At 70.6% G+C, this 22,386-nt stretch carries 24 protein-coding genes; 14 read left to right on the plus strand and 10 right to left on the minus strand.

All coding sequences use genetic code 11. From position 1 onward, the window contains the following. Positions 1 to 81: 81 nt before the first annotated feature. The 3 genes from CU254_RS27060 to CU254_RS27070 all read left to right on the plus strand — a co-directional run bounded on the left by CU254_RS27060 (position 82) and on the right by CU254_RS27070 (position 3,954). Complete coding sequence (locus CU254_RS27060) at positions 82 to 1,347, plus strand: bifunctional glycosyltransferase family 2/GtrA family protein (protein ID WP_009081152.1); 1,266 nt, start codon at positions 82 to 84, stop codon at positions 1,345 to 1,347. Next, positions 1,344 to 3,173, plus strand: a complete 1,830-nt coding sequence (locus CU254_RS27065; protein WP_009081154.1) for a glycosyltransferase family 39 protein — start codon at positions 1,344 to 1,346, stop codon at positions 3,171 to 3,173. Before CU254_RS27060 ends, CU254_RS27065 begins: the two co-directional genes overlap by 4 nt. 79 nt (positions 3,174 to 3,252) lie before the next feature. Next, a complete protein-coding gene (locus tag CU254_RS27070) occupies positions 3,253 to 3,954 on the plus strand; it encodes a PP2C family serine/threonine-protein phosphatase (RefSeq protein WP_009081156.1) in 702 nt (233 codons plus the stop codon). Between the two features lie 6 nt (positions 3,955 to 3,960). On the opposite strand, the gene CU254_RS27075 is transcribed toward CU254_RS27070, so the two are convergent. The 4 genes from CU254_RS27075 to CU254_RS27090 all read right to left on the minus strand — a co-directional run bounded on the left by CU254_RS27075 (position 3,961) and on the right by CU254_RS27090 (position 6,958). Next, a complete protein-coding gene (locus CU254_RS27075) occupies positions 3,961 to 4,446 on the minus strand; it encodes a DUF2127 domain-containing protein (RefSeq protein ID WP_037714973.1) in 486 nt (161 codons plus the stop codon). Positions 4,447 to 4,546: 100 nt separating this feature from the next. Continuing rightward, positions 4,547 to 5,020: a hypothetical protein gene (locus CU254_RS27080; protein WP_009081158.1), complete on the minus strand. Its 474-nt coding sequence runs from the start codon at positions 5,018 to 5,020 to the stop codon at positions 4,547 to 4,549. A gap of 262 nt (positions 5,021 to 5,282) precedes the next feature. Then, positions 5,283 to 5,513, minus strand: coding sequence for a zinc finger protein (locus tag CU254_RS27085; RefSeq protein ID WP_009081160.1), 231 nt, complete (start codon positions 5,511 to 5,513; stop codon positions 5,283 to 5,285). Positions 5,514 to 6,331: 818 nt separating this feature from the next. Then, complete coding sequence (locus tag CU254_RS27090; RefSeq protein ID WP_037714975.1) at positions 6,332 to 6,958, minus strand: maleylpyruvate isomerase family mycothiol-dependent enzyme; 627 nt, start codon at positions 6,956 to 6,958, stop codon at positions 6,332 to 6,334. A 535-nt stretch (positions 6,959 to 7,493) separates the two neighbouring features. Here CU254_RS27090 and CU254_RS27095 point away from each other — a divergent pair. The 4 genes from CU254_RS27095 (at position 7,494) to CU254_RS27105 (ending at position 10,231) form a co-directional block, all read left to right on the plus strand. Then, the gene (locus tag CU254_RS27095) at positions 7,494 to 7,781 is read left to right on the plus strand and encodes a hypothetical protein (RefSeq protein WP_037714977.1); all 288 of its coding nucleotides are present in this window, start codon (positions 7,494 to 7,496) and stop codon (positions 7,779 to 7,781) included. Positions 7,782 to 7,946: 165 nt separating this feature from the next. Next, positions 7,947 to 8,513: a hypothetical protein gene (locus CU254_RS43255; RefSeq protein ID WP_159396484.1), complete on the plus strand. Its 567-nt coding sequence runs from the start codon at positions 7,947 to 7,949 to the stop codon at positions 8,511 to 8,513. A 393-nt stretch (positions 8,514 to 8,906) separates the two neighbouring features. Then, complete coding sequence (locus tag CU254_RS27100) at positions 8,907 to 9,176, plus strand: DUF397 domain-containing protein (RefSeq protein ID WP_100266892.1); 270 nt, start codon at positions 8,907 to 8,909, stop codon at positions 9,174 to 9,176. Positions 9,177 to 9,352: 176 nt separating this feature from the next. Continuing rightward, the gene (locus tag CU254_RS27105) at positions 9,353 to 10,231 is read left to right on the plus strand and encodes a helix-turn-helix transcriptional regulator (RefSeq protein WP_199785998.1); all 879 of its coding nucleotides are present in this window, start codon (positions 9,353 to 9,355) and stop codon (positions 10,229 to 10,231) included. 40 nt (positions 10,232 to 10,271) lie between these two features. Here the strand turns inward: CU254_RS27105 and CU254_RS27110 are convergent, their stop codons facing one another. After that, positions 10,272 to 11,504 (minus strand): IS110 family transposase, encoded by a 1,233-nt coding sequence (locus tag CU254_RS27110; RefSeq protein ID WP_009072274.1) that lies wholly within the window; start codon positions 11,502 to 11,504, stop codon positions 10,272 to 10,274. A gap of 363 nt (positions 11,505 to 11,867) precedes the next feature. Between CU254_RS27110 and CU254_RS27120 the strand changes: the two genes are divergently transcribed. Further along, positions 11,868 to 12,737, plus strand: coding sequence for an SAM-dependent methyltransferase (locus CU254_RS27120; RefSeq protein WP_009081167.1), 870 nt, complete (start codon positions 11,868 to 11,870; stop codon positions 12,735 to 12,737). Between the two features lie 41 nt (positions 12,738 to 12,778). Next, positions 12,779 to 13,321, plus strand: a complete 543-nt coding sequence (locus CU254_RS27125) for a phosphoribosyltransferase family protein (RefSeq protein ID WP_009081168.1) — start codon at positions 12,779 to 12,781, stop codon at positions 13,319 to 13,321. Here the strand turns inward: CU254_RS27125 and CU254_RS27130 are convergent, their stop codons facing one another. Beyond that, on the minus strand, positions 13,322 to 14,164 hold the full coding sequence (locus CU254_RS27130) for an NAD(P)H-binding protein (protein ID WP_009081169.1): 843 nt from the start codon (positions 14,162 to 14,164) through the stop codon (positions 13,322 to 13,324). A gap of 89 nt (positions 14,165 to 14,253) precedes the next feature. Here CU254_RS27130 and CU254_RS27135 point away from each other — a divergent pair, with 89 nt between their 5' ends. Further along, positions 14,254 to 14,631 (plus strand): helix-turn-helix domain-containing protein, encoded by a 378-nt coding sequence (locus tag CU254_RS27135; protein ID WP_009081170.1) that lies wholly within the window; start codon positions 14,254 to 14,256, stop codon positions 14,629 to 14,631. Positions 14,632 to 14,674: 43 nt separating this feature from the next. On the opposite strand, the gene CU254_RS27140 is transcribed toward CU254_RS27135, so the two are convergent. Continuing rightward, complete coding sequence (locus tag CU254_RS27140) at positions 14,675 to 15,514, minus strand: helix-turn-helix domain-containing protein (protein WP_009081171.1); 840 nt, start codon at positions 15,512 to 15,514, stop codon at positions 14,675 to 14,677. Between the two features lie 101 nt (positions 15,515 to 15,615). Between CU254_RS27140 and CU254_RS27145 the strand changes: the two genes are divergently transcribed. Then, on the plus strand, positions 15,616 to 16,380 hold the full coding sequence (locus CU254_RS27145) for an SDR family oxidoreductase (RefSeq protein WP_009081172.1): 765 nt from the start codon (positions 15,616 to 15,618) through the stop codon (positions 16,378 to 16,380). Between the two features lies 1 nt (position 16,381). Here CU254_RS27145 and CU254_RS27150 read toward each other — a convergent pair whose 3' ends face one another. After that, a complete protein-coding gene (locus CU254_RS27150; protein WP_009081174.1) occupies positions 16,382 to 17,836 on the minus strand; it encodes an amidohydrolase in 1,455 nt (484 codons plus the stop codon). A 342-nt stretch (positions 17,837 to 18,178) separates the two neighbouring features. Here CU254_RS27150 and CU254_RS27155 point away from each other — a divergent pair, with 342 nt between their 5' ends. Continuing rightward, positions 18,179 to 18,517, plus strand: coding sequence for a helix-turn-helix transcriptional regulator (locus CU254_RS27155; RefSeq protein ID WP_009081175.1), 339 nt, complete (start codon positions 18,179 to 18,181; stop codon positions 18,515 to 18,517). Beyond that, positions 18,514 to 18,984: an SRPBCC domain-containing protein gene (locus tag CU254_RS27160; protein ID WP_009081177.1), complete on the plus strand. Its 471-nt coding sequence runs from the start codon at positions 18,514 to 18,516 to the stop codon at positions 18,982 to 18,984. The genes CU254_RS27155 and CU254_RS27160 overlap by 4 nt, the downstream gene beginning before the upstream one ends. Positions 18,985 to 19,100: 116 nt before the next feature. Here CU254_RS27160 and CU254_RS27165 read toward each other — a convergent pair whose 3' ends face one another. Beyond that, positions 19,101 to 20,330: an alkaline phosphatase gene (locus CU254_RS27165; RefSeq protein ID WP_009081178.1), complete on the minus strand. Its 1,230-nt coding sequence runs from the start codon at positions 20,328 to 20,330 to the stop codon at positions 19,101 to 19,103. Between the two features lie 134 nt (positions 20,331 to 20,464). Here CU254_RS27165 and CU254_RS27170 point away from each other — a divergent pair, with 134 nt between their 5' ends. Next, entirely contained in the window at positions 20,465 to 21,187 is a 723-nt protein-coding gene (locus CU254_RS27170) for a dienelactone hydrolase family protein (RefSeq protein WP_037714979.1), read from the plus strand. Here the strand turns inward: CU254_RS27170 and CU254_RS27175 are convergent. After that, on the minus strand, positions 21,184 to 22,317 hold the full coding sequence (locus CU254_RS27175; protein ID WP_009081181.1) for an ROK family transcriptional regulator: 1,134 nt from the start codon (positions 22,315 to 22,317) through the stop codon (positions 21,184 to 21,186). The two genes, CU254_RS27170 and CU254_RS27175, sit on opposite strands and share 4 nt — an antisense overlap. Positions 22,318 to 22,386 lie beyond the last annotated feature (69 nt).

Raw genomic sequence — 22,386 nt, forward strand, 5'->3', positions numbered from 1 at the left:
CACCCGAGCGGGCGTACGTCGCACAGCGCAGGCACAGGAACGCCACAACGTGGCCAAAGCCCGGCAGACGACGGTGAACGCATGAACGCCACCGCCCCCTCCCGCAGCAGCGCCCCGCGGCCCGGGACGACTCCGGTCGGCCTCGGCGGCCCGCATCCCGTCCTCGACGTCGTCATCCCGGTCTACAACGAGGAAACCGACCTCGAACCGTGCATCCGCAGACTGCGGGCGCACCTCGCCGAACGCGCCGGCTATCCGTACCGGATCACGATCGCGGACAACGCGAGCACCGACGAAACCCTTGCCGTGGCCGAAGAACTGGCCCGCGAATTCCCCGAGGTCGAGGTGCGCCACCTGGACGAGAAGGGCCGCGGCCGCGCGCTGCGGGCAGTCTGGTCCGACTCGGACGCCGCCGTGCTGGCCTACATGGACGTGGACCTGTCCACCGACCTCGCCGCGCTGGACCCGCTCGTCGCGCCGCTGTTGTCCGGACATTCGGACGTCGCGATCGGCAGCCGTCTCGCCCGCGGCGCGCGCGTGGTCCGCGGGCCGAAGCGCGAGTTCATCTCCCGCTGCTACAACCTGCTCCTCCGCGGCACCCTGGCGGCGAGATTCTCCGACGCGCAATGCGGGTTCAAGGCGATTCGTGCCGACGTCGCCCGCGCGCTGCTCCCCCACGTGCGCGACACCGGCTGGTTCTTCGACACCGAACTGCTCGTGCTCGCCCAGCGCGCCGGGCTGCGGATCCACGAGGTCCCGGTCGACTGGGTCGACGACCCGGACTCGTCGGTCGACCTCCTCGCGACCGCCGCCGCCGACCTCAAGGGCATTGCCAGGGTCACCCGCGCGACCCTCACCGGCGAGATCCCCGTGCACCGGCTGCGCGAACAGCTCGGCCGCGAACCGATCGGCGTGGAGGCCCCCGGAGTGTCCCCGAGCCTGGTGAAACAACTCGTGCGGTTCGCCGCGGTCGGCGTCGCCAGCACCGTCGCGTACCTGCTGCTTTTCCTGCTGCTGCGGACCATGGTCGGCGCGCAGGCGGCCAACTTCACCGCACTGCTGGTCACCGCGATCGCGAACACCGCGGTGAACCGGCGGGTGACGTTCGGCGTCCGCGGCCGGGCCGGAGCCGGGCGGCACCAGTTCGAAGGGCTGCTCGTGTTCGGCCTCGGACTGGCGCTGACCAGCGGTTCGCTCGCGCTGCTCAACCACGCCACCCATCCCGGCCTCGTCCTGGAAACGACCGTGCTCGTGGTGGCGAACCTCGCCGCCACCGTGCTCCGTTTCCTGCTGCTGCGGGGCTGGGTCTTCAATCCGCGCCGTACCGCTACCGAGGAGTCGTCTTGAGCACTGTCCTGTCCGCCCGGCCCGCCGCCCCGGACGCGCCGGAACGCGCGAGGCCTCGCTGGGTCCGTCCGTCGGTGTTCGGTCTCCTGGCGCTCACCGCGGTCCTGTACTTCTGGGACCTGACCGCTTCCGGATTCGGCAACTCGTTCTACGCCGCGGCCGTGCAATCGGGCACGCAGAGCCTGAAGGCGTGGCTGTTCGGTTCGCTGGATGCCGGGAACGTGATCACTGTCGACAAACCGCCTGCCGCGCTGTGGGTCGGAACGGCCTTCGCCCGGGTCTTCGGGTTCTCGAGTTTCACGGTGCTGGCCCCGCAGGCGCTGATGGGCGTCGGTTCGGTCGGGCTGCTTTACCTGACTGTGCGCCGGGTTTCCGGGCCGCTGCCCGGGTTGCTGGCCGGTGGGATGCTCGCGCTGACGCCGGTGGCCGCGTTGATGTTCCGGTTCAACAACCCGGACGCGTTGCTGGTTTTGTTGCTGATCGCGGGTGCGTACTGCACGGTGCGGGCGGTCGAGAACGCCAGCCCTCGATGGCTTGTTTTCACCGGCGTGGCAATTGGTTTCGGGTTCCTGACGAAGATGATGCAGGCGTTCCTGGTGCTGCCCGCGTTCGCACTGGCGTACCTGATCGCCGCGCCGACCGGGCTCGGGAAACGGTTGCTGCACTTGGTTTACGCCGGGCTCGCGGTGCTCGTCTCGGCGGGCTGGTTCGTCGCGCTGGTGGAGATCTGGCCTTCGGCCTCGCGGCCGTACATCGGCGGGTCGACCGGGGACAGCCTGCTGGAGCTGGCGCTCGGGTACAACGGGCTCGGGCGGATCTTCGGCGGGCAGGGCAACGGCTTCGGCGGCGGCGCCGGGGGCGGGATGGGCGGCGGGAACACCGCGTTCGGCGGCAGCTCCGGTCTCGGGCGGATGTTCGGCGCGAGCTTCGGCACCGAGGTTTCGTGGCTGCTGCCCGCCGCGCTGATCGGCCTGGCGGCCGGGTTGTGGTTCACCCGGCGGGCCGCGCGCACCGACCGGACCCGCGCGTCGCTGCTGGTCTGGGGCGGCTGGCTGCTCGTGACCGGGCTGGTGTTCAGCTTCATGAGCGGCACCGTGCATCCGTACTACGCGGTGCAGCTCGCGCCCGCGATCGCCGCGCTGGTCGCGATTGCCGGGCACGCGCTGTGGCGCGGCCGGGCGCACGCCGCGCCGCGGATGGTGCTGGGCGGGATGATCGCGGCGACCGCGGTGTGGGACTTCATCCTGCTCGACCGGACGCCGGACTGGTTCCCCTTGCTGCGCTGGGCAATCGTGGTGCTGGGGTTGCTCGTGAGCACCCTCGTGGTGGTCGGGGTGCCGCGGGTGCGGACGGTTGTGCTCGGCGTGGCGGCGGCGATCGTCGTGACGCTCGGAGTCGGCACCGCCGGGTACGCCGTGGAGACGGTTTCCTTGCCGCACAGCGGTTCCATCCCGATTTCGGGCCCGCGCACCAGCGGCATGGGCGGTTTCGGGGCCGGGATGGACGAGACCAGCGGCTCGGTCGGTCAGCTGCTGGGCGGCACGACGACGAAGTGGGCCGCCGCGACGACCGGTTCGCAGTCGGCGGCGAGCCTGGAGCTGGCGAGCGGCAGGTCGGTGATCGCCGTCGGCGGCTGGGACGGCAGCGATCCGGCCCCGACGCTGGAGGAGTTCAAGCAGTACGTCGCGGCGGGCGAGGTGGCGTACTACGTGGACGGCGGCCGGGGCGGCGGTCCCGGCCGGACGAGCGACATCTCCGAATGGGTGGCCGCGAACTTCCCGGCGATCACGGTCGGCGGCGAAACTGTCTACCAGCTCACCCGGTGATCCTCAGCCTCTTCCCAGGAACGAGGCGCATTCTGGAAAGCACGGGGAGTCACCCGCCGCGAACGTCCGGGAGGTCACGATGGCCGGATATCCACGCTGGCACACCGCGAGCGAGCAGGGACCGCGCGAGCGCAACGCCGACGCGGTAAGCGCCTACGCGGCCGCCGGGGCGCCCGGGATCACCTTCGCACTCGCCGACGGCGTCGGGGACGACCCCGGCGCCGGGCGGGCTGCCCAGGTCGCTGCCGCGGCCGCCGCGCGCACTCCCGTCGAATCCGGGCCGGTCCAGGCGATTTTGGCGGCGCAGCAGGCAGTTCGCCGCCTGGGCGGCACCGGCGACGCCGTGCTCGTCGTGGCGATGCCGTTCGCCGGCGGGTACCGGATCGCGTGGGTCGGCGATGCGCGCGCGTACTCGTGGGACGGGTCGATGATCCACAAACTGACGCAGGACCACACGATGGCCGAGTACTTCCGCTCGCGGCACCAGCCGTACTCGCCGCGGATGGAGCACCTGGTGACCACGAGCGTCCGCACGACGAGGCCGGAGGAAATCGGCACGACCGAAGCCCCGAGCGGCGGCCTCCTGCTCACCAGCGACGGCGTGCACAAGGTCCTGACGCCCGCCACGATCGACGAAATCCTGGCCGACCCCGCCCGCGGCGCCTCCGCGTTGGTCGCGACCGCCATCGCCCTGGGCGGCCGCGACAACGCGACGGCGCTGTTCGTGGAAGCTCCGGACGTGGCCACGCTGGTCACGGAGAGGTTTCCGACGGCCGCCTGAGTGAGGTCAGGCGCGTTCGCGTTTGAGGTTCCGGTACTCGCGGTAGACGAGCACGATGATCACCGCGTCGAGCGCCGCGAAGAACGGCAGCGCGATGGAGTGCGTCTCGAAGGCGCGGTAGATCTCGTACACGACGAACGCCGCGAGCACGACCATCGCGACCGGATAGGCGCGGACCCACTTGCGCGCGAGCGCCCACACGAGGCCGAGCTTGAGCAACCCGTGCGCCAGCAGGTACGCGACGGCGAACGTCTTGGTGCCCCCTCCGGCGAAGTGCTCGGCAGCGGTTTCCAGATGCCGTGCCAGCGTGCCGGAGGGGTCGCCCAGCAGGTCGCGGGTGATGACCGCGTTGACGAACCCGGTGACCACCGTCGCGGGGATGAACGCCAGGATCAGCGCGCCGATCAGCTGAAGGCCCCCGTCGAGGCCCTTCAGCGTGATCGCGATCTTGAACAGCCGCTCGGTGGAACGGGTGGAGGTCTCCTCGCTCATCGGTACAGGAAACCGGAAAAGGCGCGGGGTTGCTGGGTTGATCGCCGGGTTTCGAACAGGTGATCCGGTTTGCGTGCCCTGTGCCGTGCTCGCTTCCCCTTCACTCGCGCAGCATTGCCGCACCGCCCTTGCTCTGGCATTCCGGACATCGCGCGTACCGTTTCGTGTGATTGTGTGGATCCTGCCCGAACACCGGATAACACGCGGCCCCGCACAAGCCGAGATAGACCGGCCCGCAGCGCAGCGGACGGCGTCCGACCTGATGCGCGAGCCGCGCCGCGTTCGCCGGTGCGCCTGCCTGGGGCAGCCAGCCGTGCGCGGGCAGGCTCGCCAGGACGACCTCGTTCAGGTGATCGGCCCGCCGGATCAACGCCCGGCCCAGGTCGAGGAGCCGCTCCCCGAGGTCCCGCACCGCGTCGGGGCGCGGGGAGCGTTCGTCGAGCGCCCGGGTCAGGAAGGTGAGGTCCAGCGCGAGGGTCGCTTGGAGGTCGCGAATCCAGGTGACCAGCTCGGGCCCGGTGAGCCCGACCGCCGAGGCGCGCTGGTCGGGCAACCTGCTCCAGTGCCCGGTCATGCGGTGTTCCCCGCGAGTGCCGGGTCACCGATGCCGCGGACTCCTGCTGCGCTGGATGCCCATCGCGATGCCCCGACGCGGAGCTCTCGTACCGACGCCCATTCCCAGCGCGCTGCCGCTACCCAGGTCTGGGCGGACTTTGCTGCCACCGCTGGCGGTTGTGCCCATCCCAGTGCCAGTGTCCGGTACTCCGAGGCGGCCTCGTTCCTCGCCGAATCCGGCCTCGTTGCGCCTCGCGCGCACAAGACCGGCGCCGCACTGCTCACGCCGGGCACCGTTCTTCGCTCGAGCGGGCCTGCTTCTCCTGACGGCGCCATTCGTCCGCGCAGTCAGGACACGTCGGATCGAACCAGTGGCCGCCGAGCTGTGGCACGTCCCGGCGGGCGACCGTGACTTCGGCCCCGCACAGCGCGGTGAACGTTTCCCCGGGCCGCGGCGCGAACGGCCCGTCCAGTGCGTGCCTTTTTCCTTCCGCCTGCTGCCATCTGAACACCGGACTCCTCCCCTTGTGGTGCTTGGAGTCCCATTTGGGATGTCGCCGCCGCGTAACGCAAGCCCCCGTTCCGGGTGATCATCGGAACCGGGTTTTTCCCGCAGCCGCAAGGGTTTTCCGCGCACGCCGGGGATCGAGCCGCGGGTTGCCGCCGGGTCAGCTGTCACCAGTTGGTGACACCCGGGGAAGGGCGGACGCCGCCGCGGTTGTTCCGGCGCCCGTGCTGCCTCAGCGATGCGAGGCGCGGCAGCAGTCACGGGCGCCGCGAGGGGGAAGGCGGCGGACGTCCGCGCGGACATCACCTCGCTTTCTGGAGTGCGGTCGCCGCTATGACTGCTGTCGCCAAGCGCATACGCAACCCCCGCGCGAGGGTTGTCACACGTAAGTGGGGCAACTGCCTGGTGGATGGGCTCGATCGCGCCACGATCGTGGATGGGTCAGGAGGCGGGAAGCGGGCATCCGGGGCTGCTGCGTTGACAGCTGGAGCCAGCCCGAAGCCGCGACGCGGCTGGCAACACAGTGCGGATGTCGAGCACCAGGGCGGATCAAGCCACGGTGGATGCGGCCGACCTGAGCGCTGGGGCACACAACGCGGGCAGCCACCGACCGACCCCCAACACCGCGGACCTTGCCGAAGCACGCCACAGCTGCGCGGCTGACCACCACGCCGAAGCGCCCGGGGCACGTAGCGCAGCTGCCACCGCCAGACGGAAGGCGCGGATCTTGCCGCACCGTGCACCTGGCCAGCACGCCGGCGACGCCCGGGCCACACAGCGCGGGCAGACACCGTTAGACCGGAGTCCCGGTGCCTTGCCGGATCACGCCGCGGTGGTGCGGCTGATCAACACGTCGAGACCGGGGCCGGTGAGATCGTCCGCCGCCGCGCGACGTCCCGCCAGTGCGAGCAGCAGCGCCTCTCCCGGGCCGCGGACTTCGATGCCGTTTCCGGATGTCCAGTCCAGGTCCGTCGCGACCGCGCGCAGGCCGGTCAGCCGGCGCGACACTCCGATCGGCGGTGCGCGCAGCGACAGTTCCAGCGCCCGGCGCAAGCGCACCGCCGGGATCGTCCGCGGCAGTCCGAGCGGGCGGCGGATGTCCTGCTGATGGATCAGGCCGTCGAGAAAGCCGATCATCCCGCCGAATCTGCCCAGGATCCGGCCCGGTTGCGGATGCCGTCGCAGGACGCCGATCAGCTCCTCCGGCGCGCGCCCCCGGTACTCGGCTAGCCCGATTTCGTTGCACCGCCTCAGCGACAGCCCCGCCCGGACGAACCGCTGCGCCAACTGGCGACCGCTCAGTTCGTCGTAACTCACCACATGGGCGACGACCGAGCGCACGTTCCAACCGGCGCACAGCGTCGGCCGGTCCCATTGGTCCGGCGTGAGCGTCTCCAGGAAGTCCGCGAAATCGGCGCGCTCCTCGCGAGCCAGCGTCCGTACGTCCATGCCCTCCCCCACGTTCGGCAGACACTCACCGTAGCAGCGCTCCCGTCGCGTTCGCCGGGTTGCACCGGGCGGAGACCCCAAAGTGGACCTCCGCGCACATTCATCCGATCGGGTCGAATACGAGTGGCCGGATAACGCTTGGAATAGTCCGGAAGATAGTGCGGTGCCGTTCCGGAAAACACCAGCACGTACGGCTTTGAAGAAGATTTGCCCGACCCGGGTTAGCGCGATCGGCAGCGGGCGTGCAAAGATGGTGTTGCCGCAGGCAGGAGGGGTCAAGGGGGTGGAATATTCCATTCCTCGAACTCCCGCCGCGGCCGCCGGAACCAGTTCCCCTCGGGGGCGGGCTGGGAACTGCGTTCCGGCACTTTTCCCGGCGGACGAGAAAGGATGCGCAATGACCGTTCCTGGCGCGGAAAATGCAGGCCAGGCATGCCGTCGGACAGAAAAATCGGACACCGGCGACGACAGACCGTATGCCGTCGCCGTGAGTCAACGCCCCGGCCGGGTGACCGTGACGTTTCACGAACCAGGCATGCCCCAACCCGCTCCAGCGGCGCCGTCGCCGCGGCCGATCACGCGCCCGGCGTATCCGTCCTGGAAGACCGCGCGGACGTCGGTCGACCTGGCCGCGCGGCAGCCGGACGGGGCACAGCCGTGGCAACTGATCGCGCTCTTGGCGATCTTGCTGGTCGGGGCGACCGCGCTCGTCTTCGCGACCGCCGGGCTCCTAGCTGGGCTGGCCACCGCGGGCGGAGTGGCCTTCGTACACGTCGCCGGCGCCGTGCTGCGCAAGTGGCACACGGTGAACCGGGACGCCTGACCACCCTCGAAGCGGACGCCGGCGGCGGCTCAAGGCCGCCCGCGTTCTGCGCTCCCGGTGCCCGGTCGGGCAGGGCCGGGCACCGGGAGACGAGGATCGCCCCGGCGGGATGGGTTCCGGATCCGCGCTGATTGCTGGCGACGGGCCGCCGGCGGGCGGCGGCGAGTGAGCGCCGGAGATCGCCACCGCGCCGACCCCAGCCCCCGCTCGGCACGGCACGGCCCGGGCACGGCACGGCCCCGGCTCGGCCCCGGCTCGGCCCCGGCTCGGCCCCGGCTCGGCACGGCCCCGGCTCGGCACGGCCCCGGCTCGGCACGGCCCCGGCTCGGCACGGCCCCGGCTCGGCACGGCCCCGGCTCGGCACGGCTCGGCACGGCTCGGCACGGCTCGGCTCGGCACGGCTCGGCACGGCTCGGCTCGGCACGGCTCGGCACGGCTCGGCTCGGCACGGCTCGGCACGGCTCGGCACGGCTCGGCTCGGCACGGCTCGGCACGGCTCGGCACGGCTCGGCACGGCACGGCACGGCACGGCTCGGCACGGCTCGGCACGGCTCGGCTCGGCTCGGCTCGGCTCGGCTCGGCTCGGCTCGGCTCGGCTCGGGACAGCATGCGACGCAACCCGCCGACCCACGCAATCCGCGTGGCGAGAACCAGCCGACCGACTCGACCCACGCGCCGAGAACCAGCCGACCCACGCGACCGGCGCGCCGAGAACCGGCCGCCGCGCGCTAAGAACCAGCACAGCCGGGCCGAAGAGCCGCGACGCACCTACCCGCGACCACCAAACGCAGGCAGCGGCATCGTGAAGCGGCACAACAAGAACACCGCCGAACAGGCCAACCGATCACCCCTCGCCAAGCCTTGTCGACTCCGGACACCCCCAACCCCAAAAGCCACGAAAAAAGCACCACCCGCCCAACCCCACAACGAAATCCGCGAATCCACCGCACAATTGCACGTGCGAAAGCACCCCCCAATGCACGCGAAGTGTCCATTCAGGTGAATTCCCCGACGCACCGCGCCATTGATCCACCAGCCCACTACCCTCAGGAATATTCCGAACACATTCCGTTCTCCGCGGAATATTCCATTCGCCGTCCGAATACGAGAAAACGAGGGGTTGCAGTGGACACCTACGACCCGCACGAGCCGCAGCACGCACACCGGGACCACCTTCCGGCGGCCGGGCCCGCAGCGCGTTTCCCGGACCACTCCTGGCGGAAACCCGCTGCTTGCGGGCCGAATTCCGGCAACTGCGTCGAGGTCAACCTCGGCGCTCACGGGCTCGTCGGCGTGCGGGACAGCAAGATCGACAGCTCCCCGGTCCTGGTCTTCGACCGGGGCGAGTGGGCGCGGTTCGTCGAGGCCGTGCGGCGCGGGGAATTCGACGGCTGACCAGGCACGACAGCCGCGGCGCCGCGGCGGAACCGCTCGGAACCAGGCGCGGCGCCCGGCCGAAACCGCACGGAACCTTGCGAAAAAGGCGCCGACCCGGAGTTTTGCCCGTCGGGTCGGCGCATTATCATCGGAGGTTCTCACATCGGCCCCTGGACGAAATGACGGAGCCCCTGGTGACCTCCCCGATCCGGCAACCGCCGCCCTCCCTGCGGACCCAGCGTTCCCGGCTGGGCTCCCGGATCCTCAAGTGGCGCACCGCACGCGGGCTGACCCAGGTCGACCTCGCCGACGGGATCGGCTGCAAACAGCCCAAGATCCAGAAGATCGAATCCGGCAAGGCGGGCACCCGGCCGGACGATCTCGAGCGGATCATCGAGGTCCTGGACATCCCGCCCGCCGAGGCCGATCAGCTGCGGGAACTCAACCTGGCCAACGATCCTTCCGCGCGCCGCGCCGAGCGGAGGATGATCACGCCGCAGTGGTTCCGGGAGATCCTCGAACGCGAGCAGGCCGCGGCGGAAATCCTCAGCTGGACCGGGAACCGCATCCCCGGACTGCTCCAATCGGAGTATTACATGCTCGCCCAGTTCCAGGCCAGCCGCCAGGAGCGGGTCACCGAACGGGTCGCCGAACGCAAGGCGCGGCAACGGCTTTTCGACGCCTCCCCGGGTCCGCGGGCGGTCTTCATGCTGGAGTACAGCTGCATCGAGAAACTCGTCTTCGGCACCAAGGCCAGCATCGCCACCGACCAGCTCGAGCACATGATCCGGATCGTCGAAACGCATCCGTTCGCCGAGGTCCGGATCCTCCCGCGCGACGCGGCCGCCTACCCCGACGAGGACTTCACCATCCTCCGCTTCGACCATCCCGAGCTGCCCGATTTCGCTTACCAGGAAAGCAAAGTCAAGCTCATCACCGTGCCGCAGAGCCAGGACGAGTTCGCCTCCTACGAGGAGTCGTGGGAGGCTCAGCTCGCCGCCACGCTCTCGCGCGAGGAATCCCTGCAGTACCTGAAGGAATGGGCGAGCCGCTGCGCGCCGCCCGCCCGCTGACCAGAAGTCCCGAACGAAAGACATCTCAGGTTGTTAGAAGTCAAGCCGTGTGGGCTGGAGGAGGTGGGAAGGCTTGGTGTTCGTCGTAGAGGCGGTCCGTCTGCAGGCAGTGGTGGAGTTGTCCGAGGAATTTGTTGAACAGGTGGCGTTGGGCTTGGTGGTTCCAGTCTCCGGCGGCGCGGCGGGTGTCGAAGTGGCGTCGTGCGCCGGGGCTGGCTCGCAGCGAGGCGAGCGCCCAGACGGGTCCGACTGCGGCGAGGCGGCGGTTTTTGATGTGGCGGTGCGAGACCACGGTTTTTCGGCCGCTGGCGCGGGTGATCGGTGCGGATCCGGCGTAGGCCTTCAGTCCGCGGGGATCGGTGAAGCGGGTGCGGTCGTCTCCGATTTCGGCGAGCACCCGGGCGCCGGCCAGCAGTCCGAGGCCGGGGAAGCTGGTGATGATCGTGGCGTCCGGGTGCTGTTCAAAATGTGTCCGTGCCGCCTCCGCCAGACTGTCGGAGGCGGCGCAGGCGGCCTCGAATTGGCTCAGCAGAGCCGAAAACTGGATGCCCATCGCGTTCTCCACGATCGGCGGTTGCCGCAGCCGCTCGGACCGGAACACGCCGTGGAGGCGGTCGACGTCGGCATCGACGTTGCGGCGGCGTCCGGCCTTGGTCAGCAGTGTCCGCAGCCGGGCGCGGGTCAGTGTCGCTGCGAGCGCGGGTGTCGGGGCGGCGGCGAGGACGGTGCGGGCGTCGCGGCGGGCCAGGCCGCCCTCGGGCTGTCCGGCGAACGCTTCCAGCGCCGCGGGGTAGAACTCCTTGAGCAGCGACCGGAGCTGGTTGCCCAGCTGCTGGCGGGCCCAGACCGCGTCCTGTTGCGCTCGTGCCAGCACCCGCACCGCTTGGGCCAGTTCGGTGTCGGCCGGCAGCGGTCGGTGCGCGGCCGCGTCGGTGCGCACGATGTTGGCCAGCAGCGCGGCGTCCGCGGCGTCGGACTTCGCGCCCGACACCTGGTGCCGGGCCCGGTAGCGCGATGCCGAGAGGGGGTTGATCGCGTAAATGGTGCGGCCGGTGGAGCGCAGCGCGGCGACGAGCAGCCCGTGGTCGGTTTCGATGCCGACCGGGATCTGCGCGTCGGCGGTGTCTCCGGCCTCGGCGAGCAGGTCGAGCAGCCGGGCGAACCCGGTGGCGTCGTCGCCGATGCGGGCTTTGGCGATCACGGTTGCGGTGTCGTCGATGATGGCGACGTCGTGGTGGGATTCGGCCCAGTCGATGCCGCAGAACAGTGTCAAACCGTCACGTTTCCTTTCCTGTTGCTGCTGCTCACGGGTCCAGGCGGGGTCACGCAGCGCCCTAATCGCGGGACTCGGCGGTCCGTCATCTCAGTAGCCGTTCGTGACTCCAGCACACCGCAGGGTCCTCGTTCTGTCGAAGAGCTCGAAGCTCGGGAACACATCGAGAGGTCACCTCCTGCGGCGGACTCGGGCCACGACATCCCACCACCACGATCACCAGTCCACCGGCGGACGCGCCGTTCTTTCACAAGTCGTCGAACGACGGGAACCCACAGGCGTCGCCCGCCGGCGGACCAGCACCAACCGACCCGGTCACGAGCCGGAAGAACTATCCCTACTACCGATTAGGAACAGCCACCGGTGGCCGACGAACCCTTCCCGCCTCCCGGGGTCGACCTCGACCACCCGAGCGTCGCGCGGGTGTACGACTACTACCTCGGCGGCACCACCAACTGGACGATCGACCGGGAGTTCGCCGACGAGGTGATCCGCGAGTTCCCGCTGATCCGCCCGATCGCCAAGGCCAACCGGCTGTTCCTGCACCGCCTCGTGCGGCACCTGGTGAAACAGGGCGTGCGGCAGTTCGTCGACATCGGCTCCGGCGTGCCGACCATGGGCCACGCGCACCAGGTCGCCGACGAGCTCGCGCCGGGCGAGAGCCACGTCTGCTACGTCGACTACGAACCGGTCGCCGTCGCGCATTCGGAGACCCTGCTGCGCGAGTCGGGCGACCTCGACCGGCACGCGGTGATCCACGCGGACATGCGCGACCCGGAACGGCTGTGGGAACAGATCGCCGCGACCGGCGTCATCGACGTCGAGAAACCCCTCGCGCTGCTGCTGATCGCGGTGCTGCACGTCCAGCAGCCGCCCGCCGAGGACAGCGGCGGCACCGAGGACCTCGGCCCGTCCATCGTCGCGCAGTACCGCGATCTCCTCGCCCCCGGCTCGTTTCTCGCCATCTCCCACATCACCGACGAGGGCGTCCCCTCCGGCGTGGACGCCGGGCTCGTCGAGCTGAAGCAGATGTACGACCGCTCCAGCAGCCCGGTGATCTGGCGTTTGCGCGAGGAGATCCAGGCGCTGTTCGGGTCCTTCGAAATGCTCGAACCGGGGCTCACCTGGACGCCGTCGTGGCATCCGGAGGAATCCGGCGAAGGCGCGCCGCAGGTGGAGTTCGAGACGCCCGCGCATTCGGTGATCCTCGCGGGAGCCGCGCGAAAGCCATAATTCGCTCGCTTCGGGCACCGGCCGCTGCGACCATCGAACGCATGAGCACCGTGGCGGACCGGATCCGCGAGGCCACCGCCTGGCTCGGGGACGGGCCGGACCGCCGCCGCTTCCCCGACCCGGCGGGGTGGTGGCGGGCGCCCGGACTGCTGCGCGAACTCGGCCCGGCGCTCGCCGGGCTGTTCGCCGACGAACGGCCGAATGTCGTGCTGGGCCCCGAATCCCGCGGCTCGCTGCTGGGTCCGCTGGTCGCGGTGGAACTCGGCGCGGGCTTCGTCGAGGTGCGCAAAAACCGGTACCCGGCCGGCGATTCCGACCGGTGGCTCCAGCGCACCTCGCCCCCGGACTACCAGGACCGCCACCTCCGGCTCGGCTTCAGCCGCCGCCTGCTCCAGGCGGGCGACCGCGCGTTGCTGGTGGACGACTGGATCGACACCGGCGGCCAAGCCTTCGCCGCGCAAGCCCTGGTCGCCGACGCCGGGGCGACCTGGATCGGGGCCGCGGTGATTGTCGACGGGCTGCGTCGCCACGAGCCCCGCCGGCAACTCCGCGTCCGGTCCCTCCTGCACTCGCGCGATTTGTGATCACCGGAACGCGTCGACGCTGCGGCTCACCCAGGAAGCGAACGAGGTCGCCGGGCGGCACAGCACCTTCTCGACAGCGGGGCTGACGCGAAGCTCCTCCGGAAGCGGCTGGCCGAGGATGTCGAGCGTCCCGTCGGCGACCGGTTCCGGCATCTGCTGCACCATCTGCTCGCGCGCCTGCGCTCGGGCAACCTCGACGAACTCCAGCGGTTCCCCGAGGGCAGTTCCGAGGATCTCCGCACGCTGTCGCGGGCTCGTCGCCTCCGGTCCGGTGAGGACGTACGTCTGCCCGGCATGACCGCGACCAGTCAGCGCGGCGGCGGCGACTTCGGCGATGTCGAGCGGGTCCACCGCGGGGAGCGCGACGTCGCCGAACGGCGAGAAAACCTTGCGCTGCGCCCGAATCGACGGGATCCAGGCGAAGGCGTTGGTCGTGAATCCGCCGGGACGAAGGATTGTCCATTCCAGACCGGACGTCCGCGCCGTCTCCTCCAACGCGGCCAGCGGCGCGTGCGAAACCGCCTCCGGGCGGGTTCCGGCGGCCTGGGACGACTGCAGGACCACCCGCGAGACGCCAGCGTCGGCCGCGGCCTGCAGGACTGCTTCCCCGTCGACGTGCGCTCCCGCGCCGGAGACCAGCAGAAACAGGGCGTCCGCGCCTTTCAGCGCCGGGACCAGGCTGCCCGCGTCGGCGAGATCCGCGACCATCGGGGTCACGCCGGGCCGTGACGGCGGCGGGGACGTCACGCCCCGCGAAACGGCGGTCACGGCGTGGCCGGATTCGGAAAGGGACTCGACCAGCAGGCGGCCGACGTTGCCCGTGGCACCAGTGACGACGATCAAGACTTGCTCCTCAGCTAGGGGTCGAAAGCGACACAGCGAGGCTAAAAGCGGCCGTACAGTAGGTTCCTCAGGGAAAGTATTGGAGCCGCATGACCACCACCGAGCGCACCGCCGCGGATCCGCTGGCCGCGTGCCGGATCAGCCCGACCGTCGACCTGCTGTTCAGCCGGTGGACGACCCCGATCCTCTGGACGCTCAACCAGTCCGGGCCGGTGCGTTTCGGCGAGCTGGAACGGCAGCTCGGCGCGACCGGCAAGGTCCTCACCCAGCGGCTTCGCCAGCTCGAACGCGACGGCCTGGTGCACCGGCGCTACTACGCCGAGGTGCCGCCGCGCGTCGAGTACGAGATCACCGAACTCGGCCGGAGCCTGGCCCCGGTCTTCGCCGCGCTCGCCGAGTGGACCGACGAGCATCTGCCCGCGGTGGAGCGGGCTCGCGACGCGTATACCGGGCCGCTTCCGCGCTGAGGCTCGTGCGCGGCGATGCCGGTTCTCACCGGCATACCCCCGGCTAACCGGCGAACTGCTCGTTCCCCAGCACGCCCAGCAGCTGGATTTTCTCGAACGCCTCGCTGCGGGGCGGCGCGGTCAGCACCAGCAGCGCCTGCGACTGGTCCTCGGTGAACAGCACCTGGCAGTCCACCTCGATCTCGCCCAGTTGCGGATGCACGAGCACCTTGTGGTCCTCGAACCGTTTGGCCACTTGGCGTTCTTCCCACAGCCGCGCGAACTCCGGGCTCTCGCGGGTCAGCGCGCGCACCAGCTCGCCCGCCCGCGAGCGCGGTCCCATCGACCCGTGCACCACCCGCAGGTTCGCCACCAGCGCGCGGCTCTGCCGGTCCCGGTCGTGCGCGGGATAGACGAGCCGTTCGGCCGGGTCGGTGAACCACCGGTAGATCTCGCTGCGCGCCAGTCCGGTGTACTGCGATCGGTCGCCGTACAACGCCTCCGCGAACCGGTTCTGCACCAGCACCTCGCCGAGATTCGACAGGATGAGCGCGGGCGTGTCCGACAACCGGTCGAGCACCCGCATCAGCGCCGGAGCGACGTGCGTCGCGGCGACGACCGGGGACGGTGCGGTGCGGCCGGCGAGGTGGAACAGGTAGTCGCGCTCGTCGTCGGTGAGCCGCAGTGCCCGGGCCAGCGCGGCCAGCATCTGCTCGCTCGGCTGCGGTCCGCGTTGCTGCTCCAGGCGCGTGTAATAGTCGGTGGACATCGCCGCCAGCGCCGCGACCTCCTCCCGCCGCAGCCCGGCTGCCCGCCGCCGCGCGCCCGCGGGCAGCCCGACGTCCTCGGGCCGCAACCCCTCGCGACGGCTGCGGAGAAAGGCAGCCAGCTCAGCTCGATCCATGGACCCAGTATCTGCCCGGCTCGCCGCCGCAGCCAGGGATCGCCGATCCCCCGATACGCGGTCTCTGCCGCCGCCGCTTCGCTCCGCCGAAACTCAGTGGCATGAACATCACCGGAAACACCGTCTTCATCCCCGGCTCGACCAGCGGGATCGGCCTCGCCCTCGCCCGCGAACTGCAGGCGAAGGGCAACACGGTCATCGTCGGCGGGCGGCGCGCCGAACTGCTCGCCCGGATCGCCGCCGACCACCCCGGGCTCGATACCGTGCAGATCGACACCACCGATCCGGCAAGCATCGAAACCGCGGCCAAGGAGGTGCTCGCGAAGCATCCGGACCTGAACGTGCTCGTGCCGATGGCGGGCATCATGCGCGTCGAGGACTGGCACCGCCCGGAGTCCTTTTTGGACAGCGCGGAAGCGACCTTGACCACCAACGTTCTCGGCCCGATCCGGCTCATCGCCGCGTTCGTCGAGCACCTGCAGACCCGTCCGGACGCCACGATCCTCACCGTTTCGTCCGGCCTCGCCTTCGCGCCGCTGAAGGCCACGCCGAGCTACAACGCGTCGAAGGCCGCTATCCACATGCTCAGCGAATCGCTGCGGCTGCAGCTGGCCGACACGTCGGTGAAGGTCGTCGAACTGGAGCCGCCGGCGGTGCGGACCGCGCTCCTGCCCGGTCAGGAGGAAAGCGAGTTCGCGATGCCGCTGGACGCGTTCGTCAGCGAGGTCATGGAACTGCTCGAAACGCAGCCGGACGCCACCGAGATCCAGGTCGAGAACGTCAAATTCCTCCGCCACGGCGAGGCCCGCGGCGACTACCACCAGGTGGTGGCGACGCTCAACGCCGCGGACCCGCACGGGAAGTGAGCTACGCCAGGTACGTCGGCTTCCCCGCCACGATCGTCGCGGAGACCGGCATTTCCCGCAGCTCCTTTGTGGACAGTCCACTCGGGTCAGCCGCCGTCAGCACCAGATCGGCCACGTCGCCGACCCGGACGCCGCGGCGGCCGCCCGAGGACGCGGCCAGCGCGTCTTCGAGCGGGATGGCCTGCTCCGGATGCCACGGCGGCCGGTCGTCGTCGGTCCGGCCGACCGCGGCGGCGATGCCGTCCCACGGATCGAGCGGCGCGACCGGCGCGTCCGAGCCGAGTTCCAGCCGGGCGCCGGCGTCCAGCAGGGCGCGATAGGCGTACGCGCGCTCGGTGCGGCCGTGCCAATGCCGGTCGGCGACGTCGCGGTCGTCGGGCTGGTGCGCGGGCTGCACACTCGCGACCAGTCCGAGCGCGGCGAACCTCGGCACGTCCTCGGGCCGCAGCAACTGCGCGTGCTCGATCCGGCCCGGGCAGCCGACCTCCTCGAACGCGTCCAGCGCGATGGTGTTGGCGTGGTCGCCGATCGCGTGCACCGCGGGGGTCAGCCCGTGCTCGTGCGCGCGGCGCAGCAACGGAACCAGTTCCTCCGGCGGCAGCTCCAGCAACCCGTTTTCGCCAGATCCCGGGTAAGACTCGTGACAGTAGGCGGTGCGGGTGTTGAGCGAACCGTCGACAAACAGCTTGAACGGACCGACCGTGAGCAACCCTTCGCCCGCGGGCAGAACATCGCCGGTACGGTGTCCTCTCTGGATAGTCTCGTCCAGCAGATACCGCGCGATCACACAGGAAACCCTCGTCGCCGGCTTTGCCTTGGCCGCTCGTCGAGTCCAATCCGCGACCGTGTCCGCATATTCGTAGTCGACCACCGACGTCACGCCCCGCTTCGCCGCGGTGGCCAGCGCCTCGGCGACCCAGTCGTCCTGGACCTCGACCGGCGCGGACGGCAACGCCGCCGTGGCGCTCATGCAGTCGTTCTCCAGCAGGACGCCGGTCGGATGCTCGCGGCCGATCAGTTTCAGCGCGGCCGGGCTGAGCCACAACGTATGCAGATCCGCGCTGAACAACGCCACCGCGCGGCCCGGCAGCGCGCGCTGCAGCAGATCCTTGTGCGGCCGGTCCGGCCACAGCGCGTCCCGGAACCCGACGCCGACGACGAGTTCGCCCGCCGATGCGTCGAGCAGCTTCTCCATCAGCAGTTCGACCGCGCCGACCGCGGATCGCGCGCTGTCCAGCGGGATGCGCCTGCGGAAACCGGCCCACTGAACGAGGTGCGCGTGCGCGTCGACGAGCCCGGGCAGGAGCGTGCCGCCGTGCCCGTCGAGCACGCGCGCGGCGAACCCGCTGCCAGTGCCCGGTTCCTCGACAGCCGTCACGACGCCGTCGCGCACCCGGACGTCGGCGAGCGGCCCTCGCAACCCGACCCGGACGCGGCGGAGGAGAAGATCGTCCATGCGCCCAGCCTGCCAGGCAGCCCCGTTCGGGTGAAGCGGGAATTCGGGTGCTGAGGCCGGCGTTGAAACGGGTATTCGGAAGACATGGCAGCCGTCGCCCGCCGAAGGGTCAGGGCCGGTCAGGAGCGCCGCCTTCACAAGCCGCGCAGGGTTCGACTCCCTCGGTTGCCGCTTTGCCTCAACCGCCGCGCTAGGCGGTTCGTCAGGAGGCCGCGCCGCAGTTGCCGGATCCGGAGCGGCCGCAGCCCTGTTCACGCTTTGCTTGCACCCCGCCACGGCCGTCGGCCGCCCCGCAACACTTAGCCCTTGCGCTAACCATTCCCGCCCGCAATACTTAGCCTCATGGCTCAGTATTCGTCCACGCTCGACGGGGTCTTCGCCGCCCTCGCCGATCCGACCCGGCGGGCGGTCGTGCGGCGGCTCGGGCAGGGACCGGCGAGTGTCGGGGACCTGGCGGGCGAGGCGCCGATGACCCTGCCGTCCTTCATGAAGCACGTGCGGATGCTCGAGGCGCACGGGCTGATCCGCACCGTGAAGTCCGGGCGGGTGCGGACGTGCGTCCTCAACCGCGAGCGGTTCGCGCTCGTCGAGGACTGGCTCGCCGAGCAGCGACGAGTCTGGGCCGGGCGCACCGACCGGCTCGCGCAGTTCGTCACCAGCCAAGAGGAGGACCAGCCGTGAACCCCGACCTCGATCTCGCCCTAGACCGCGTCATCCGCGCGCCTCGCAAGCGCGTCTGGGACGCCTGGACCGACCCGGCGAGCCTCGCCCAGTGGTGGATTCCCGCGCCGCTGCGGTGCCGCGTCGAGGAACTTGACGTGCGCGCCGGGGGTGCGTTCGTCACGAAGATGAGCGAGGACGGCCACCGCTTCGTCCCGCATCTCGACGCGTGTTTCCTCGTCGTCGAAGACTACGAGCGGATCGTTTTCACCAACGCACTCGACAGCGCGTGGCGGCCGGCGAACCCGCAGCCGGTCGCGATGACGGCCGAGATCGTCCTTCGGGATCATCCGGAGGGCACGGATTATCGCGCGGTCGTTCGGCACGGGGACCCGGCGGCACGGGAACGGCACGCTGATCTCGGGTTCGCGGACGGTTGGGGCACGGTCACCGCTCAACTCGCCCGGGTCGCGGAAAGCGCGGCCTGAGGAAGGTATCGGTCACCGCGTTCGTCCCGCTCGACGGCGTCGGCCAGCGACCGATATCGTCCACAGAGGACACTAGCGACGCGTTTCCCGCGGCGGCCGGGCCTGACCCGGGGGGGTCATGACAGGTGCGCGGCAGAGACCATCGCGCGGTAGACGTCGGTGTTGTCCAGCGTCCCGTCGAGGCGATCCGAACCCGGGCCGGTCGCGGTGACCGGGGTCGGCACGCCGCTGTGGTCGCCGGTCGTCCAGTCGACGGTCAGCGAAAGTTTGGTGCCCGGCACGGGAAACGGACCGTCCTCATTACCCTCGGGCGCTCCGTCAGTGTCCTCAATGGCCAGTCCGCCGGTTTCGTGGTCGCCGCCGATGATCACCAGGGTGTCCGGGTGCGAGCGGGTGAAGCGAAGCACTTCGGCGACGGCCGCGTCGAGCGCCCGGCCCGCGTCGAGGACGCCGTGTGCGTTGTTCTCATGGGACATCCCGTCGATGCCTTCTTCTTCCAGGAACAGGAAAAAGCCGCGCGGGTTGGCGGAAAGCGTGTCGAGCGCCTTCTTCGCCATCACCGGCAGCGCGACCTTCGGCTGGTACGCGCCCTTGCCGTCCGGGCCGTAGTCGACCATGTCCTCGTTCGCGAACAGCCCGAGCAACCGCGGCGCGCGAGTCGCGGCGAGTTCGCTCGCGTTCCGCACGTAGGTGTAGCCGGACCGCTTCGCCTGTTCGATGAGATTCCCATGCGTGCTGCGGCTTTCCTCGCCCGGCTTGTCCGGCCACGCCCCGGGGTCGCCCTTCGGCAGCCACCAGTCTTCGCCGCCGCCGAGGAGGACTTCCGGACGGCTTTCGGTGATGTACTGCTTCGCGATGTCGCTCTGCAGGTCCCGCGAAGGCACGTGTGACGCGAACGCGGCGGGCGACGCGCCGGTGACCTGCGCGGTGGTGACCAAGCCGGTCGACTTGCCCGCGCGTTTCGCCTGCTCAAGCACGGTCAGCAACCGACGGCCCTGCGCGTCCTGTCCGACCGCGCCGTTGCGGGTTTTGCGGCCGGTGGCCAGCGCGGTCGCCGCCGCGGCCGAGTCGGTGACGAGATTTTCCGGGTCATCCGGGTCGGTGTGCACCATGCCCGTCACCGGAAGCCGGTTCATCGCCAGGTCGCCCGCCCGGCCGGTCGTCGCGAGCCGGATGAACTCCCGCTGCGCCGCACCCATGCCGTCGCCCTGGATGTAGACGATGTTGCGTGCTTTCGGGCGCCAGCCGCTGGAGTCCGCGGCGGGACTGTCGCCCGCCATCGCGACCGCGGGCACTGCCCCGGCCACCGCGAGCACGGCCGCGGCGAGCACCATCGTCTTGCGCATCCGGATCCTCCTTTAGTTAGGAAGCTTTCCTAACATGTTTCGCAGACTCCCGCGAGAAGGTCACCTGAACGGACGTGTCCGCCGACGGTGAACAGCACCCCGCCGGGCCGCGGCGCTCACTACGGTTGGTGCGCATGGAGACCGTCACGACACGCACCGTCGAATACCCGGCCGACGGCCTCACCATGGTCGGACGCCTCGCCCTCCCCGCGGGCACTGATCGGCGGCCCGGGGTCCTGATCGGCCCCGAAGGCACCGGCCTCAACGATTTCCAGCGCGCCCGGGCCGACGCACTGGCCGAACAGGGTTACGTGGCGCTGGCTTTCGACATCCACGGCGGCCGCTGGTTCACCGATCCGGACGAGATGCTGGCCCGCTGCCTGCCGCTGCTCGACGACCCCGACCGGTTACGCGACATCGGCCGCGCGGCGCTCGACGTGCTGCTCGCCGAACCGCGCACCGATCCGGACCGGATCGCCGGGATCGGGTACGGCACCGGCGGCGCGGTCGTACTGGAACTCGGCCGCGCGGGCGTCGACCTGCGGGCGATCGGGACGGTCAACGGGCTGGTCACCGGCCGTCCGGGCGAGGCCGCGAACATCCGCTGCCCGGTGTGGGCGGGCGTCGGCTCGGAGGACCCGATCATGCCGCCAGCGCAACGGGACGCGTTCGCCGCCGAGATGCAGGACGCGGGCGTCGACTGGCGGCTCACGGTCTACGGCGGCGCCCAGCACGCCTTCCACCATCCGCCGATCGGCCCGGAGCAGCGGCTGCTGCCCGGCGTCGGCTATCACGCGGTGCACGCCGAGCGGGCCTGGCGCGACGTCGTGACGCTGCTCGCCGACAACCTGGGCTAGCGGGCCAGAAACGGGCTCGGATCAGCCAAAACGCCGTGGATGGTGCGGCCCGCGGCGCCCAGCGTCGCGGCGGAATCGCCGAGGGCGGAAGGGCTCAGCACCGGCACTGAACCACGCAGGCCGGTCAAGCGCGCCCGCAGCACCGCTTCCGCGGCGGGGGCCAGCCAGCGGAACAACGGCCCGAAGACTCCGCCGAGCACCACGCGGTCCACGTCCACCAGATTGACCGCCGACGCCAGCGCCAGCCCCAAGGCCTCCCCCGCCGCGGCCGCCGCCGACAACGCCGCGTCGTCGCCATCGGCCAAGGCGGCGGCCAGAGCGTCCACTGTGGATACTCCGGCGGCGGTCAGCAGCGCTTCCTGCCCGGCGTAGGTCTCCAGGCAACCGACCGCGCCGCAGCGGCAGGACGGACCGGACGGGGAAACCAGCACGTGCCCCAGTTCGCCGCCGGTGCCGCGGAACAACCGCGACTCCGCCACCAGGCCCGCCCCGATGCCGATTTCGCCGGACACGTAAAGGAAATCCGCCGCGCCGGCACCGAACCACAGCTCGCCCAGCGCGCCGAGGTTGGCCTCGTTGTCCACTGAAACCGGGACCGGCAGGTCCAGCGAAACGGGCACGTTCCGCCAGCCGAGGTTCGGCGCGCTCAGCACCACGCCGTCCCGCACCGGACCGGACACCGCGAGCACCGCGCCAGCGACCGTCAGGCCCAGTGCGCGTGCCTCAGCCAGCTCCGAAGCAGCCAGCTCCCGCACCGCCTCCAGCACGGTTTCCGCCGGCACGCCACGGTTGTCGCGCCCAATCCGGACCGACCGGCGGACCGTCCCGGTTAGATCGAGGAGGCACGCGGCGAGATAGTCCACATTGGCCTCAAGCCCCAGCGAAGCCATCCGTGCGCCGCTCAGCGACACCTCGACCCCGGGTCGGCCGCGCTCGCCCGCGCGCACGGCGGCGGTTTCGGAGAGGAAGCCCGCGTCCAGGAGCGAGCCGACCAAAGTGGACACGGTCGACTTGGTCAGCCCGGTCAGCTCCGCCAGCGCGGCACGGGTCAGCGGACCGCCGCGGCTGATCTCGCCGAGCACCAGCTCGAGGTTCCGCGCCCGCATCGCGTCGTGCCGGACCGGTTCCATGCAGACCTCCGCTCTTGACGGCCGGGACGACCGTAGCGCAGTATTTAGTCTACATCGTGAACTAAATGG

This window comes from Amycolatopsis sp. AA4, assembly GCF_002796545.1.
In the GTDB taxonomy this organism is placed as follows: domain Bacteria; phylum Actinomycetota; class Actinomycetes; order Mycobacteriales; family Pseudonocardiaceae; genus Amycolatopsis.

What these genes read in the sequence shown, in the direction of transcription:
- CU254_RS27150 (WP_009081174.1), bottom strand. Translation starts at nt 17,836, where the DNA reads ATGGACGATCTTCTCCTCCGCCGCGTCCGGGTCGGGTTGCGAGGGCCG.
- CU254_RS27145 (WP_009081172.1), top strand. Translation starts at nt 15,616, where the DNA reads ATGAACATCACCGGAAACACCGTCTTCATCCCCGGCTCGACCAGCGGG.
- CU254_RS27080 (WP_009081158.1), bottom strand. Translation starts at nt 5,020, where the DNA reads ATGACCGGGCACTGGAGCAGGTTGCCCGACCAGCGCGCCTCGGCGGTC.
- CU254_RS27095 (WP_037714977.1), top strand. Translation starts at nt 7,494, where the DNA reads ATGCCCCAACCCGCTCCAGCGGCGCCGTCGCCGCGGCCGATCACGCGC.
- CU254_RS27060 (WP_009081152.1), top strand. Translation starts at nt 82, where the DNA reads ATGAACGCCACCGCCCCCTCCCGCAGCAGCGCCCCGCGGCCCGGGACG.
- CU254_RS27090 (WP_037714975.1), bottom strand. Translation starts at nt 6,958, where the DNA reads ATGGACGTACGGACGCTGGCTCGCGAGGAGCGCGCCGATTTCGCGGAC.
- CU254_RS27125 (WP_009081168.1), top strand. Translation starts at nt 12,779, where the DNA reads ATGAGCACCGTGGCGGACCGGATCCGCGAGGCCACCGCCTGGCTCGGG.
- CU254_RS27135 (WP_009081170.1), top strand. Translation starts at nt 14,254, where the DNA reads ATGACCACCACCGAGCGCACCGCCGCGGATCCGCTGGCCGCGTGCCGG.
- CU254_RS27175 (WP_009081181.1), bottom strand. Translation starts at nt 22,317, where the DNA reads ATGGAACCGGTCCGGCACGACGCGATGCGGGCGCGGAACCTCGAGCTG.
- CU254_RS27075 (WP_037714973.1), bottom strand. Translation starts at nt 4,446, where the DNA reads ATGAGCGAGGAGACCTCCACCCGTTCCACCGAGCGGCTGTTCAAGATC.
- CU254_RS27155 (WP_009081175.1), top strand. Translation starts at nt 18,179, where the DNA reads ATGGCTCAGTATTCGTCCACGCTCGACGGGGTCTTCGCCGCCCTCGCC.
- CU254_RS27070 (WP_009081156.1), top strand. Translation starts at nt 3,253, where the DNA reads ATGGCCGGATATCCACGCTGGCACACCGCGAGCGAGCAGGGACCGCGC.
- CU254_RS27170 (WP_037714979.1), top strand. Translation starts at nt 20,465, where the DNA reads ATGGAGACCGTCACGACACGCACCGTCGAATACCCGGCCGACGGCCTC.
- CU254_RS27165 (WP_009081178.1), bottom strand. Translation starts at nt 20,330, where the DNA reads ATGCGCAAGACGATGGTGCTCGCCGCGGCCGTGCTCGCGGTGGCCGGG.
- CU254_RS27140 (WP_009081171.1), bottom strand. Translation starts at nt 15,514, where the DNA reads ATGGATCGAGCTGAGCTGGCTGCCTTTCTCCGCAGCCGTCGCGAGGGG.